At 72.9% G+C, this 14,047-nt stretch carries 13 protein-coding genes and 1 pseudogene; 5 read left to right on the top strand and 9 right to left on the bottom strand.

What is annotated here, in order from left to right; all coding sequences use genetic code 11:
- Window positions 1-546 (top strand): annotated as a pseudogene (locus tag G3I53_RS09055) (tetratricopeptide repeat protein); the annotation flags it as partial.
- A 40-nt stretch (window positions 547-586) separates the two neighbouring features.
- On the opposite strand, the gene G3I53_RS09050 reads toward G3I53_RS09055, so the two are convergent.
- The 4 genes from G3I53_RS09050 to G3I53_RS09035 form a co-directional block, all read right to left on the bottom strand.
- Window positions 587-1,534: a M28 family metallopeptidase gene (locus G3I53_RS09050; RefSeq protein WP_164334271.1), complete on the bottom strand. Its 948-nt coding sequence runs from the start codon at window positions 1,532-1,534 to the stop codon at window positions 587-589.
- A 233-nt stretch (window positions 1,535-1,767) separates the two neighbouring features.
- A complete protein-coding gene (locus tag G3I53_RS09045; protein WP_164334270.1) occupies window positions 1,768-2,241 on the bottom strand; it encodes a VOC family protein in 474 nt (157 codons plus the stop codon).
- Window positions 2,242-2,275: 34 nt separating this feature from the next.
- Complete coding sequence (gene rarD / locus G3I53_RS09040; RefSeq protein ID WP_343240579.1) at window positions 2,276-3,298, bottom strand: EamA family transporter RarD; 1,023 nt, start codon at window positions 3,296-3,298, stop codon at window positions 2,276-2,278.
- A 174-nt stretch (window positions 3,299-3,472) separates the two neighbouring features.
- Window positions 3,473-4,327, bottom strand: coding sequence for an SDR family oxidoreductase (locus G3I53_RS09035; protein ID WP_164334268.1), 855 nt, complete (start codon window positions 4,325-4,327; stop codon window positions 3,473-3,475).
- Window positions 4,328-4,425: 98 nt separating this feature from the next.
- On the opposite strand from G3I53_RS09035, the gene G3I53_RS09030 reads away from it, so the two are divergent.
- Entirely contained in the window at window positions 4,426-4,806 is a 381-nt protein-coding gene (locus G3I53_RS09030; RefSeq protein ID WP_164334267.1) for a helix-turn-helix domain-containing protein, read from the top strand.
- An 88-nt stretch (window positions 4,807-4,894) separates the two neighbouring features.
- Here G3I53_RS09030 and G3I53_RS09025 read toward each other — a convergent pair whose 3' ends face one another.
- The 5 genes from G3I53_RS09025 to G3I53_RS09005 all read right to left on the bottom strand — a co-directional run bounded on the left by G3I53_RS09025 (window position 4,895) and on the right by G3I53_RS09005 (window position 12,049).
- A complete protein-coding gene (locus G3I53_RS09025; protein WP_164336479.1) occupies window positions 4,895-5,974 on the bottom strand; it encodes a 2-oxoacid:ferredoxin oxidoreductase subunit beta in 1,080 nt (359 codons plus the stop codon).
- Window positions 5,967-7,895, bottom strand: coding sequence for a 2-oxoacid:acceptor oxidoreductase subunit alpha (locus tag G3I53_RS09020; protein WP_164336481.1), 1,929 nt, complete (start codon window positions 7,893-7,895; stop codon window positions 5,967-5,969). The genes G3I53_RS09025 and G3I53_RS09020 overlap by 8 nt, the downstream gene beginning before the upstream one ends.
- A gap of 327 nt (window positions 7,896-8,222) precedes the next feature.
- Window positions 8,223-8,882, bottom strand: a complete 660-nt coding sequence (locus G3I53_RS09015; protein WP_343239743.1) for a response regulator transcription factor — start codon at window positions 8,880-8,882, stop codon at window positions 8,223-8,225.
- Window positions 8,883-9,140: 258 nt separating this feature from the next.
- Window positions 9,141-10,526: a sensor histidine kinase gene (locus tag G3I53_RS09010; RefSeq protein WP_164336485.1), complete on the bottom strand. Its 1,386-nt coding sequence runs from the start codon at window positions 10,524-10,526 to the stop codon at window positions 9,141-9,143.
- Between the two features lie 263 nt (window positions 10,527-10,789).
- Complete coding sequence (locus tag G3I53_RS09005; RefSeq protein WP_164336487.1) at window positions 10,790-12,049, bottom strand: sensor domain-containing protein; 1,260 nt, start codon at window positions 12,047-12,049, stop codon at window positions 10,790-10,792.
- Window positions 12,050-12,258: 209 nt separating this feature from the next.
- Here G3I53_RS09005 and G3I53_RS09000 point away from each other — a divergent pair, with 209 nt between their 5' ends.
- The 3 genes from G3I53_RS09000 to G3I53_RS08990 all read left to right on the top strand — a co-directional run.
- On the top strand, window positions 12,259-12,693 hold the full coding sequence (locus G3I53_RS09000; RefSeq protein WP_164336489.1) for an NADH-quinone oxidoreductase subunit A: 435 nt from the start codon (window positions 12,259-12,261) through the stop codon (window positions 12,691-12,693).
- Entirely contained in the window at window positions 12,684-13,421 is a 738-nt protein-coding gene (locus G3I53_RS08995; protein WP_203592211.1) for an NADH-quinone oxidoreductase subunit B, read from the top strand. Before G3I53_RS09000 ends, G3I53_RS08995 begins: the two co-directional genes overlap by 10 nt.
- Window positions 13,418-14,047 (top strand): NADH-quinone oxidoreductase subunit C (locus tag G3I53_RS08990; RefSeq protein ID WP_164438207.1); only part of this gene is annotated, 630 nt, incomplete at its 3' end. The genes G3I53_RS08995 and G3I53_RS08990, both read left to right, overlap by 4 nt.

Below are 14,047 nucleotides of genomic sequence, written 5' to 3'. Positions count from 1 at the left end.
CACGACCCGGACGGCCGGCCCGCGCCGCCCCGCGGGTTCGACGCGGTGGCGGAGGCGGTGCTGGGGGACGAGCCGCTCGGCCCGTCCGGCGGGACCATGGCCGAGCCCGTGGCCCGGATCAGCGACGCCGTCCGGGAGGGCCGGCTCGACCCGGCCGCGCGGCTGGCCGGGCAGACCGTGTCCGAGGCGACGGCCGCTCTCGGACCGGAGCACCCGGAGGTGCTCCGGCTGCGGGAACTGACCGCGTACATCGACTACTTGGCCAGCCGCCCGGAGCCCGCCCTGCGGACCTGCCTCGACCTGGCCGCGATCCACCGCCGCGCGGGTGACGCCGAGGCCGCCTACAGCTCCGTCCGCGGTGCGGCCACCGCCTGGCGGGCGGTGCGCGATCCGCACCTGGGCCTGGAACTCGGGCGGGAACTCGTCGGCCTGTGGGCGGAGCTGGCCGCCGACGAGGGGCCGGCCGCGGACGAGCCGGAGGAACTGGAGTCGGCCCGCGCCCGCATGGACCGGCTGACCGCACGGGCCCGCACCCGGCAGGACTGAGCGGGGCGGGGGCCCGGGCGGGCGCGGGCCGTGGGGGCCGTCAGCGCGACAGCTCCCACACCGCGTGGGCGATCGCGTCGCTGTTGCGGTCCAGGGCGGTGTCGTCGATGTTCGCGGTCGTGTCGCACGAGGAGTGGTAGCAGCGGTCGAAGGCCCTGCCCGCCGTGCCGCCCCACTTCGCGGCCTGGGCAGCGGTCTTGGTCCGGCTCGCGCCGGTGAACAGGCCGCCGACCGGGATACCCGCGTTCTTGAAGGACGCGTGGTCGGAGCGGCCGTCGCCCTCGGTCTCGATCTCGGTGGGGACGCCGATGCCCGCGAAGTAGTCCTTGAAGGTCTTCTCGATCGCGGGATCGTCGTCGTAGACGAAGTAGCCGGGGTTCGGCGAGCCGATCATGTCGAAGTTCAGGTAGCCGTCGATGCGCGAACGGTCCGTGCGGGAGAGCTGGTTGACGTAGTAGCGGGAGCCGACCATGCCCAGCTCCTCGGCGCCCCACCAGGCGAACCGCAGATGCGCGGCGGGCCGGTGGGCGGCCCGGGCGACGGCGAGGGCGGTCTCCAGGACGGCCGCGGACCCGGAGCCGTTGTCGTTGATCCCGGGCCCGGAGCTGACGCCGTCGAGGTGGGCGCCCGCCATCACGACGCGGTCCGGGTCGCCGCCGGGCCAGTCGGCGATCAGGTTGTAGCCGGTGCGCCCGGAGGCGGTGAACTGCTGGAGGCGGGTGGTGTATCCGGCCGCGTCCAGCTTGCTCTTCACGTAGGTGAGGGACGCCTGGTAGCCGGGGCGGCCGTGGGCGCGGTTGCCGCCGTTGGCGGTGGCTATGGACTGCAGCTGGGCCAGGTGGGCCTTGACGCCGGCCACGGGTATGTCGGGTGCGGCGGCGGCGCGCGGGGCGGGCGCGGCACCGGCCGGCGAGGTCCCGCCGGCCAGCAGGGTGACGGTGGCGACGGCACCGGCCGCCGCCGCACGGACGGAAACGGAGAGCTTCATGTGGGGGCTCCGAATTCCTCGGGTGAGCCCGTGGGACGTCCACAGGCATCCCCTGGGTGTGGGGGTGCCTGGATGGTGAATCTGAAACTGACTCTCCGTCAAGAGCGGTATCAGGACACGCGGTCACGCATATCGGAGGCGTCCGGGCCGTCCGGGTCACGCGCGTGTGCGCGGGGGAGTCCGCGAGGGCGGGGCCGGGACGAGTGAGGGCGTCCCGGTGCCGCCGGGGTGCCTCACTGCACGCAGAACTCGTTCGACTCGGGGTCGGCCATCACCGTCCACGACCCGGAGGGCTCGCGCACCTCCCGCAGCACCCGCGCGCCCAGCCGTTCCAGCCGCCGGACCTCCTCCTCGCGGCGCTCCGGGCCGGGGTGCAGGTCGAGGTGGATCCGGTTCTTCACCGTCTTCGGCTCGGGCACCCGCTGGAAGAGCAGCCGCCGGCCGAGTCCCGTGCCGCTCTTTTCCTCGTACGGGTCCTCGGGGTGCCGGACCGCGATCAGGTCCCGGAAGGACCGCCGGCCGTGGTGGTCCACCACCAGGTCTGCGGGCAGCGCGCCGGCGGCGAGCAGCTGCTCGATCAGGGCGCTGTTGTCCTCGACCAGGTAGCCGAGGGCCGCCGCCCAGAAGTCCGCCTGGGCGTGCGGGTCCCCGGCGTCGACGACGAGTTTCCAGTGCACGGGTACGGGTGATGCCGAAGTCTGCGTCATGCAGCCTTTCTATCGCCCGCACGGCCTGCGGGCGTCAGGTTCTTGCCCTCGCCGCGTCGGCCGCCTCGGGTCCCGCCGGCACCGGCTGAGGGCCGTCGGCCGCGCCGTCCGCCGGGACCGCGGCGGCCGTCCCGCTCCCGTTCCTGCGTCCGGCGAGGGCGCGCGCGGTCCGTCGGGCGGTGCGCAGCGCGTCCCAGGTGAGCAGCGTGAGCGCCAGCCACACCAGTGCGAACCCGGCCCAGCGCTCGGGCGGCATGGCCTCCTTGAAGTACAGGACGCCGAGCAGGAACTGCAGGACCGGTGTCAGGTACTGGAGCAGCCCCAGCGTGGACAGCGGGACGCGGATGGCGGCCGCGCCGAAGCAGGCCAGGGGGAGGGCGGTGACGAGCCCGGAGGCGACGAGCAGCAGCACGTGGCCGGTGCCCTCGGTGGTGAAGGTGGCGTCGCCCCGGCTGCCCAGCCACACCAGGTAGCCGAGCGCGGGCAGGAACAGGATCGAGCTCTCGGCGGCCAGCGACTCGACCCCGCCGAGGCCGACCTTCTTCTTCACCAGGCCGTACGTGGCGAAGGAGAGGGCGAGGCAGAGGGAGATCCACGGTGGCTGGCCGTAGCCGACGGTGAGGACGACGACCGCGGCGGCGCCGACGCCGACCGCCGCCCACTGCGCCGGGCGCAGGCGCTCCTTCAGCAGCAGGACGCCCATCGCGATGGTGACCAGCGGATTGATGAAGTAGCCGAGTGACGCCTCGACGACGTGCCCGGAGTTGACCGCCCAGATGTAGACGCCCCAGTTCAGGCTGATGACTGTCGCCGCCAGGGCGACCAGCGCCAGCCGCCGCGGCTGCCGCAGCAGCTCGCCGAGCCAGGCCCAGCGGCGGATGAAGAGCAGGGCGGCGGCCACGAAGAACAGGGACCAGACCATCCGGTGGGCGAGGATCTCCACCGCTCCGGCGGGTATCAGCAGGGGCCAGAAGAGGGGGACGAGTCCCCACATGCCATAGGCCGCGAAGCCGTTCAGCAGTCCTGCGCGCCCTTCGGCGGCCGGCTTCCCGGTCACTGGCCCTCCCTCGATCGCCGACGTCTGTCGTGCCCGGGCGACGCCCGCACTGTTCGACGGTAACGCCCGGCACCCCCGGCTGTCATACCCGTACCGCGATACGGTCATGACGGCGGGGGTGCCGGGCGGGCGGGAGCGGGGCCCGGGACGATGCGGGGGAGGGCCGCTCGGCGGTCAGCCCTTCAGTGCGACGGCGATCGCCTCGGCCAGCGGGGTGGTCGGCCGGCCGGTCAGGCGGGACAGGTCGCCGCTGTCGACGACCAGCTCGCCCCGGGCGATGGAGGCGTCCACGCCCGCGTAGACCGCGGCCACCGGCTCGGGCAGGCCCGCACCGGTCAGGATGCTGGTCAGCTCCTCGACGGTGACCGGACGGTAGGCGATCTCCTCGCCGGTCTGCCGGCTCAGCTCGGCCGCGTACTCGGCGAAGCTCCACGCCTCGTCGCCGCCCAGCTCGTAGGTCCGGTTCTCGTGGCCCTCGCCGGTGAGGACGGCGACGGCGGCGGCCGCGTAGTCGGCGCGCGAGGCGGAGGAGACGCGGCCGTCACCGGCGGCGGCGACGACCGCGCGGTGCTCCAGCACGGGCGCCAGGTTCTCGGTGTACACCTCGTGGTACCAGCTGTTGCGCAGCAGCGTGTACGGCACGCCCGAGCCGCGCAGCACCTCCTCGGTGCCCCGGTGGGCGTCGGCCAGTGAGGCGGTCAGGCTGCCCGGGGCGCTGGTGTAGGCGAGCAGCGCGACCCCGGCGGCCCGAGCCGCCTCGATCACGGTGCGGTGCTGGGCCACCCGGTCCTTGTCGACCTCGCTGCCGGAGATCAGCAGCACCTTGTCCCCGGCCGCGAAGACGCCGTCGAAGCTCTCCGGGGCGTTGTAGTCGGCGACGGCGATCCGTACCCCGCGCGCGGCGAGGTCGGCGGCCTTCCCGGCGCTGCGGACGACGGCGGTGACCTGCTCGGCCGGGACCTTCTCCAGCAGCTGTCCGACGACGTGCCGGCCGAGGTGCCCGTTGGCGCCGGTGACGACGATGCTCATGGTGCGTGACTCCTTGTGCGGGGGTGGGTGGCTCTGTCACTCACCCTAGGAGGGGCACTAACCAGAGGAAAGTACCCACTTTGAAGTAAGGTACTGGCATGACGGTAAGCAACCGTGACAGGCGCGACGAGGCCGAGGCGATGTGCCCGCACCGCCTGATCCTGGAGCACGTGACCAGCCGCTGGGGCGTGCTGGTGCTGATCCACCTGCTGGACCGGCCGCACCGGTTCAGCGAACTGCGCCGGGCCATCGGCCGGGTCAGCGAGAAGATGCTCACCCAGACCCTCCAGACGCTGGAGCGCGACGGCCTGGTGCACCGCGACGCCCGGCCCGTCATCCCGCCCCGCGTCGACTACTCCCTCACCGGTCTGGGCCGCGAGGCCGCCGAACAGGTCCGCGACCTGGCCCGGTGGACCGAGAAGCGCACCGCCGACGTGCTGGCCGCCCGGCGCGCCTACGACGACGCCCGCGCCTCCTGAGCCGCCGGGCCGGCCGCCCGGCGCACGACGCGGGGCCCGGACACGCTCGGTGTCCGGGCCCCGGTGCGCGCGCCGCGAGGGACCGCCGTCAGCCGACGACGGTCCAGGTGTCACCGCCCGCGAGGAGGGCGGCGAGGTCGCCCTTGCCGTGCTGCTCGACGGCGGTGTCGAGCTGGTCGGACATCAGCGTGTCGTAGACCGGACGGTCCACCGACCGCAGCACCCCGATCGGGGTGTGGTGCAGCGTGTCCGGGTCGGCGAGCCGGGACAGCGCGAACGCGGTGGTCGGCGACGCGGCGTGCGCGTCGTGGACCAGCACGTCGGCCTCGTTCTCCGGCGTCACCGCCACGATGCGGAGGTCGCCGGTCTCCCGGTCCCGCACGACGCCCTTGGAGCCCTCGCTGCCGAAGCGGATCGGCTGCCCGTGCTCAAGCCGGATCACCGCCTCCTCGGCCTGCTGCCGGTCCTTGAGGACCTCGAAGGCGCCGTCGTTGAAGATGTTGCAGTTCTGGTAGATCTCCACCAGGGCGGTGCCCGGGTGGTCCGCGGCCTGCCGCAGCACCTCGGTGAGGTGCTTGCGGTCCGAGTCGACCGTGCGGGCCACGAACGACGCCTCCGCGCCGAGCGCCAGCGACACCGGGTTGAACGGGGCGTCCAGCGACCCCATCGGCGTCGACTTGGTGATCTTGCCGACCTCGGAGGTCGGGCTGTACTGGCCCTTGGTCAGACCGTAGATCCGGTTGTTGAACAGCAGGATCTTCAGGTTGACGTTGCGCCGCAGGGCGTGGATCAGGTGGTTGCCGCCGATGGACAGCGCGTCGCCGTCACCCGTCACCACCCACACGCTCAGGTCGCGCCGGGACGCCGCGAGACCGGTCGCGATGGCCGGGGCGCGGCCGTGGATGGAGTGCATCCCGTAGGTGTTCATGTAGTACGGGAAGCGGGACGAGCAGCCGATGCCGGAGACGAAGACGATGTTCTCCCGCGCCAGGCCGAGCTGGGGCATGAAGCCCTGCACGGCGGCGAGGACGGCGTAGTCGCCGCACCCCGGGCACCAGCGCACTTCCTGATCGGACTTGAAGTCCTTCATGGACTGCTTGCCCTCGGCCTTCGGCACCAGCGAGAGCGGTCCGATCGTGCCCGTGCCTCGTGTGGACGTCTCAGCCATCGATGGCCTCCTTCAGAGCCGTGGCGAGCTGCTCCGCCTTGAACGGCATGCCGTTCACCTGGTTGTAGGACTGCGCGTCGACCAGGTACTTCGCCCGGATCAGGGTGGCGAGCTGGCCGAGGTTCATCTCGGGCACCACCACCTTGTCGTACGCCCGGAGAATCTCGCCGAGGTTCTTCGGGAACGGGTTGATGTGCCGCAGGTGCGCCTGCGCCACCGACTCCCCGGCCCGGCGCAGCCGCCGCACGGCCGCCGTGATCGGCCCGTACGTCGACCCCCAGCCGAGGACCAGCGTCCGCGCGCCGTCCGGGTCGTCCACGTCGAGGTCGGGGACGTCGACGCCGTCGACCTTCGCCTGCCGGGTGCGGACCATGAAGTCGTGGTTGGCCGGGTCGTAGGAGATGTTGCCCGTGCCGTCCTGCTTCTCGATGCCGCCGATGCGGTGCTCCAGCCCCGGGGTGCCCGGGATCGCCCACGGCCGCGCCAGCGTCCGCGGGTCCCGCTTGTACGGCCAGAACACCTCGGTGCCGTCGTCCAGGGAGTGGTTGGGGCCCTGCGCGAACTGCACGCCCAAATCCGGCAGCTCCTCCAGGTCCGGCACCCGCCACGGCTCCGAGCCGTTGGCCAGATAGCCGTCCGACAGCAGGAACACCGGCGTCCGGTACGTCAGCGCGATCCGGGCCGCCTCCAGCGCGGCGTCGAAGCAGTCCGCCGGCGTGCGCGGCGCCACCACCGGCACCGGGGCCTCGCCGTTGCGCCCGTACATCGCCTGGAGCAGGTCCGCCTGCTCCGTCTTGGTCGGCAGACCCGTCGACGGGCCGCCGCGCTGGATGTCCACGATCAGCAGCGGCAGCTCCAGCGACACCGCCAGCCCGATCGTCTCCGACTTCAGCGCCACCCCGGGACCGGACGTCGTCGTGACCGCGAGGGACCCCCCGAAGGCCGCCCCCAGCGCCGCGCCGATGCCCGCGATCTCGTCCTCCGCCTGGAAGGTGCGCACGCCGAAGTTCTTGTGGCGGCTCAGCTCGTGCAGGATGTCGGAGGCCGGGGTGATCGGGTAGGACCCCAGGAACAGCGGCAGGTCCGCCTGCCGGGACGCCGCGATCAGGCCGTACGCCAGCGCCAGGTTCCCCGAGATGTTCCGGTAGACGCCCGGCGGGAACGCCGTCGCGGCCGGGGCCACCTCGTAGGAGACGGCGAAGTCCTCGGTGGTCTCGCCGAAGTTCCAGCCCGCCCGGTAGGCGGCGATGTTGGCCGCCGCGATGTCCGGCTTCTTCGCGAACTTCGTCTTCAGGAACCGCTCGGTGCCCTCGGTGGGACGGTGGTACATCCAGCTCAGCAGGCCCAGCGCGAACATGTTCTTGCTGCGCTCGGCCTCCTTGCGGCTCAGGTCGAACTCCTTCAGCGCCTCGACCGTCAGCGTCGTCAGCGGCACCGGATGGAGGCTGTAGCCGTCGAGCGAGCCGTCCTCCAGCGGGTTGCTGTCGTAGCCGACCTTGGCCATCGCCCGCTTGGTGAACTCGTCCGTGTTGACGATGATCTCCGCGCCGCGCGGCAGATCCCCGATGTTCGCCCGCAGCGCGGCCGGGTTCATCGCCACCAGGACGTTCGGCGCGTCACCCGGGGTGAGGATGTCGTGGTCGGCGAAATGCAGCTGGAAGGACGAGACACCCGGCAGGGTGCCGGCGGGCGCGCGGATCTCCGCGGGGAAGTTCGGCAGGGTCGACAGGTCGTTGCCGAACGACGCGGTCTCCGAGGTGAAGCGGTCACCGGTGAGCTGCATGCCGTCACCCGAGTCCCCCGCGAACCTGATGATCACCCGGTCGAGCCGGCGGACGTCCTTCGCTCCCGCCGTTTTGCGCTGCTCTCCTACGACTGCTCCGTCGGCCTGCTCCGCTGGGCTGCTGACCTGACTGGTCACTGAACTGGACCTCCTCGAGGCGGCTGTCCGGGACGGCCCTCCCGCAGGCCCTCCCTGGATCAACCCTACGTCCGTAAGGGTCGCCTTCCTTGAGTCATTCGCATATTGGACACGACCGCGAGCCGTCGCGGCCTGCCGATGTGTCCCACCTTTTCCCTTGAATCACGCCGGTTTCCGGCCTCCCGGCCCTTTCCATCCAAGACGCGGCCCGCTCCCGCACCGGTTCGGCCCCGTCGGCGGGAATCGCCCGTACGGCGCGGTCCGGCCCACGGGGATCGCCCGTACGGGCGGCCGCTCCGGCCCGCTCCGGCCGGGGGCGGGCGGGGCTCAGGAGTTCAGGTAGGTGAGCACGGCCAGCACCCTGCGGTGGTCGCCGTCGCTGGGGGACAGGCCCAGCTTCATGAAGATGTTGCTGACGTGCTTCTCCACGGCACCGTCGCTCACCACCAGCTGCCGGGCGATCGCCGAGTTCGTCCGCCCCTCGGCCATCAGGCCCAGCACCTCGCGCTCCCGCGGGGTGAGTCCCGCGAGCACGTCCTGCTTGCGGCTGCGCCCGAGCAGCTGGGCGACCACCTCCGGGTCCAGGGCCGTACCGCCCTCGGCCACCCGGACCACCGCGTCCACGAACTCACGCACTTCGGCCACCCGGTCCTTGAGCAGATAGCCGACGCCCCGGCTGGAACCGGCGAGCAGTTCGGTGGCGTACCGCTCCTCCACGTACTGCGACAGCACCAGCACCCCGACCCCGGGGTGCGACCTGCGCAGCTGCACCGCCGCGCGCACGCCCTCGTCGGTGTGGGTCGGCGGCATGCGCACGTCGGCGACCACGACGTCCGGGAGGCCCCCCTGGTCGGCCAGCTCGCCGATGGTCTTGATCAGCGCGTCGCCGTCGCCCACTCCCGCCACGACCTCGTGGCCCCGGTCGGTCAGCAGCCTGGTCAGTCCCTCCCGCAGCAGCACCGAATCCTCGGCGATGACCACCCGCACCCTGTCCTCCACGTTTCTCGGCCCCCCAAGCCCGTTGTCCCGGGACCGCCCGTGTGGCGGCCCCGGTCGACAGGACCCAGCATCCCAGCTCGGCCGGGCCGTGCGGAGGGGGACGCGGGCGGGAGTGTCCGCCGGGGGACGGAAGGCGAGGACGCTCCTGAGGGACCGGGACGCCGCCTCCCGGGAGGCGGCCGCCTGTAGGGAGCCGGGGCCGTCACCGGCTCCCGGGTTCCCCGGCCGCGTTTCACCGGGCCCGGTTCACCGGCCAGGTTCGGTGCGCCACGGCAGCTCCGCCGTCACGCGGGTCGGACCGCCGGCCGGGGAGTCGACCACCAGCACGCCGTCCACCGCGTCCAGCCGCTCCGCCAGACCCGCGAGCCCGGACCCGGCGGACACGTCGGCACCGCCCACCCCGTTGTCCGTGACCTGGAGCATCAGCCGGCTCTCCGTCCGCCACACCTCGACGGTCGCCGAGGTCGCCCGGGAGTGCTTGCTGATGTTCTGCAGCAGCTCCGACACCGTGAAGTACGCGATGCCCTCGATCGCCGACGCGGGCCGCTCCGTCAGGTCCACCTCGACCTGCACCGGCACCGTGCACCGCGAGGCCACCGACGACAGCGCCGCGTCCAGGCCCCGGTCGGTCAGCACCGCCGGATGGATGCCCCGGGCCAGGTCCCGCAGCTCCTGCAGTGCCGTCTTCACCTCGCCGTGCGCCTCGTCCACCATCCGCGCCGCGACCTGCGGGTCCTCCCGCAGCTTCTCCTTGGCCAGGCCCAGCCCCATGGCCAGGTTGACCAGCCGGGCCTGCGCCCCGTCGTGCAGATCGCGCTCGATGCGCCGCAGGTCAGCCGCCGCGGTGTCGACGACCACGCCCCGGTCCGACTCCAGCTCCACCACCCGCGTCGCCAGCCGCGACGGGCCCAGCAGCCCGTGCACCATCACCCGGTCGACCGTCGTCAGCGCCCGCACGATCCACGGCGTGGCGATCGTGAACAGCAGCCCCACCAGCGCGGTCACCGTGACCTCGAAGGCGTTGTCCAGGTAGATCCGGTGCTGCTCGTCCCCGTACAGCTGGATCCCGCCCTGCCCCGCGTAGGCCGGGAAGACCCAGAACCACAGGGGGTACGTCAGCAGCGTCCAGCCGATCGACCAGAACGTCACCGACACGGTGAAGGTGAAGACCGACCACGGCATCTGGAGCAGCGAGTACAGCAGGGCCCGCCAGGAGGTGCCGCTCTTGAGCACCGCCCCCATCCAGGCCATCGCGCCCGGCTTCCGCATCCGCAGCGGCTCCGGCTCGTCCACCTCCAGGTCCAGCAGCGCCCGGGCCCGCGCCCGCTCCACCGCCCCGATCCCGCGGCACCCGGCGAGCGCCGCCGCCAGCACCGGGACGCCCAGGAAGGTCACCAGCAGGCCCGCCCCCAGCGACACCATCGTGACCGCGTAGGTGAACAGCATGATGCCGATCGGCAGGCTCAGCAGGACGTATCCCAGCTCCCGCCAGCTGCGGCCCTCGACCGGCGCCCGCAGCGCGGCCGGCAGCCGGTGGCGGCGCTCGGCGGTGCCCCGGTGGCCCGGTGCGCTGCCGAGTCCGTGGGACGGCCCGTAGCCGTACCCGTCGCCCTGTCCGTGATCGGTGGCCATCGGCGTCGTCCTTCTCCCTGTCCGGCGGCTGTGGTGTCGTATCTCCAGCCTGCTCCGCCCCAGGTCGCCGGACCATGGAGTCCGTCGCAGTCCTGGACGGGGGGTTAACCCCACCCGCGGTGACCCGGCCGCCCGCCGGGCAATGCCGCGCAGGCGTGGGCCCGGGCGTGGGCCCGGGCGTGTGTCTGCGGCATGCGGTCGTGGGCGTCGTGCGTCGGGTGTCGTGCGTCAGGTGTCGGGTGTCGGGTGTCGGGTGTCGTGCGTCAGGGTGCGGTGGTGCGGGGGGCCCGGGGTAGGAACGGGGTGCCCGTGTGGGCGTCGGAGCGGTCCCGCCAGGGCAGTTCCGCCGTCACCGTCGTCGGCCCGCCCTCCGGCGAGTCCACGACGAACAGCCCGTCGACCGCGCCCAGCCGGTCGGCGAGCCCCCGCATCCCGGTGCCCCGCTCCAGGCTCGCGCCGCCCCGGCCGTCGTCCCACACCTGCACCAGCAGCCGGTTGTCGGTGCGCCACACGTCGACCGAGGCGGACCGCGCCCCGCTGTGCTTGCTCACGTTCTGCAGCAGCTCCGACACCGTGAAGTACGCGATGCCCTCGATGGCCGCCGCCGGACGTTCGGCCAGGTCGACCGTCACCTTCACGGGCACCGTGCAGCGGGTGGCGACCGACGACAGGGCCGCGTCCAGGCCCCGGTCGGTCAGCACCGCCGGGTGGATGCCCCGGGCCAGGTCCCGCAGCTCCTGGAGCGCCAGCTTCACCTCGCCGTGGGCCTCCTCGACCATCGCCGCCGCCGCGTCCGGGTCCTCGGTCAGCTTCTCCTTGGCCAGGCCCAGCCCCATGGCGAGGTTGACCAGCCGGGCCTGTGCCCCGTCGTGCAGATCGCGCTCGATGCGCCGCAGGTCCGCCGCCGCCGTGTCGACGACCACGCCCCGGTCCGACTCCAGTTCGGCGATGCGCCGCTCCAGCTCGTCGGACGGCGACAGCAGCCCCCGCACCATCGCCCGGTCCACGTCCGCCATCCCGCGCGCGAGATAGGGCAGCACCGGCCACAGCACGAACAGTGACGTCAGCGTGATCGTGAAGGTGAGGACGCCCCACGGCAGCCGGATCAGCTCGTAGAGCATGGTGCGCCAGCCCACCGGGTCCTTCACCGCCATCCACAACTGCGGCCAGAACCCGACCGAGCCGCGCATCGGCAGCCGGCTCGGCTCGTCCACCCGCACCCCGAGCAGCGCCCGCGCCCGGGCCCGTTCCGCCCTGCCCAGCAGCCGCGCACCCATCAGGGCGGCGGCGAGCAGCGGGAACCCGATCACGGTGACGGTCAGCCAGGCACTCGTGAACAGCACGGTCACGACGTAGGTGAAGCCGACCAGGGACACCGGGAGGTTCAGCAGGAGATGCGCGATCTCCTTCCAGGTGTGCCGGTCGAACGCGAAACGGGGCGGCGGCGGGCGGTCGCCGTACGCGTCGCGGCCGGCGGGGACATGCAGGCCGCCGAGGTCGCGGGGGTCGCCATGCTCGGTCATGCGCCCTAGCCTGCCCGCCCGCCGGGGGCCCGCGCCATGAGGGCGACCGCCCTCGTTCCCTGGGGAAAACCCCACCCCCCGGGAAGAGAGGGCGACGGGCCGCTTACCGTGCCTTTATCAGGGCCTAGACTCCCGTCCGTACAGATCGTCGGACACCGGCGGTCACAGCGCGGAACCGGGACAACACAGCCGAGGAGTGAGGGGCGGACGTGCGGGAACCGACCGTCGTCGACTCGACCGTCATCGACTCGACCGTCGTCGCTGCGCACGTCGCGGCGGACTACTTCCAGGCGTACTCGGTCGTCGGGCTGCTCGCCGTCGTCGGCGTGCTGTTCGTCGCCGTCGCCTTCGGAGCGGGCCGGCTGCTGCGGCCCGTCGTCCCGACCCCCGAGAAACTGCTGACGTACGAGTGCGGCGTCGACCCCGTCGGCGAGGGCTGGGCCCACACCCAGGTCCGCTACTACGTCTACGCGTTCCTCTACGTCATCTTCGCCGTCGACTCGGTCTTCCTGTTCCCCTGGGCGACCGTCTTCGCCGCGGACGGCTACGGAGCGACCACCCTCGTGGAGATGTTCATCTTCCTCGGCTTCCTCGCCGTCGGCCTGCTGTACGCATACAAGAAGGGCGTCCTGACATGGACGTGACTCCCGCGACCTCCGCCTCGCCCGCCGCCCGGGACACCGGCTGGGCCCCCGCACCGGGCAGCGCCGCCCCGGGAACCGAGCCGGTGCTGCTGCCGGACCCCGCCCTGCCGTCCGCACCGGGCGGCGGCGGCAAGCTGGGCGTGCTCTCCCGGCTGGCCCCGGAACCCATGAAGGTCATCCTCAACTGGGGCCGCCGCTACTCCCTCTGGGTCTTCAACTTCGGCCTCGCCTGCTGCGCCATCGAGTTCATCGCCGCGTCGATGGCCCGCCACGACTTCATCCGCCTCGGCGTCATCCCGTTCGCCCCGGGCCCGCGCCAGGCCGACCTGATGGTCGTCTCCGGCACGGTCACCGACAAGATGGCGCCCGCCGTGAAGCGGCTCTACGAGCAGATGCCCGAGCCGAAGTACGTCATCTCCTTCGGCGCGTGCAGCAACTGCGGCGGCCCCTACTGGGACTCCTACTCCGTGACCAAGGGCGTCGACCAGATCATCCCCGTCGACGTCTACGTGCCCGGGTGCCCGCCCCGGCCCGAGGCGCTGCTCCAGGGCATCCTGAAACTCCAGGAGAAGATCGCCCGCGAGTCGCTGGGGGAGCGGTACGCGGCCTCCCGGCCCTCCACGGCGGCCCTGCAGAGCGGCCTGGTCCGGCCGCCCGGGCCGGGGGCGTCCGGACCGGCGGACGCGCCTGACGCGCCGGGTGCGCCGGGTGCGGGGGGCGACCGATGACCGCCGTCGGCTGGCTCCCCGCCGACGCCGAGGAGCTGTTCGGCGCGGACGCCACGGCCGAGGAGTCGTACGACGTCCTCACCGTCGACGTACCGCCCGCCGCCTGGATCTCCGCCCTGGAGACGGCACGCGACCGCCTCGGCTGCACCTACTTCGACTGGCTGAGCGCCGTCGACGAACCCGGCACCGGCTTCCGCGTCGCGGCCCACGTCGCCGCGCTGTCGCCGGTCCGCCGACTGCTCCTGCGCACCACCGTCCCGCACGAGTCCCCGGCGCTGCCGACCGCCGTGCACGTCTACGCGGGTGCCGCCTGGCACGAACGCGAGACGTACGAGATGTTCGGCATCGACTTCACCGGCCACCCGGGACTGGACCACCTGCTGCTGCCGGAGAGCTTCGAAGGGCACCCGCTGCGCAAGGACTTCGTCCTCGCCGCCCGCGTCGCCAAGGCCTGGCCCGGCGCCAAGGAACCCGGCGAGGCCGAGCACGGCGGCCCGCGTCGCCGCCAGATGCTGCCCCCGGGCGTCCCGGACCCCAACGAGTGGGGCCCGATGAAGGGCCAGCTCCCGCCGGCCCCGGCCCGTCCCGCCCGGGGCGCGGGCAGAGCGGCCGGTGCGGCGGCCCGC

This window comes from Streptomyces sp. SID14436, assembly GCF_010548465.1.
Taxonomy (GTDB): Bacteria; Actinomycetota; Actinomycetes; order Streptomycetales; family Streptomycetaceae; genus Streptomyces.
The sequence above is the reverse complement of the archived record's forward strand: the minus strand, read 5'-3'. Positions and strand labels throughout refer to the sequence as shown.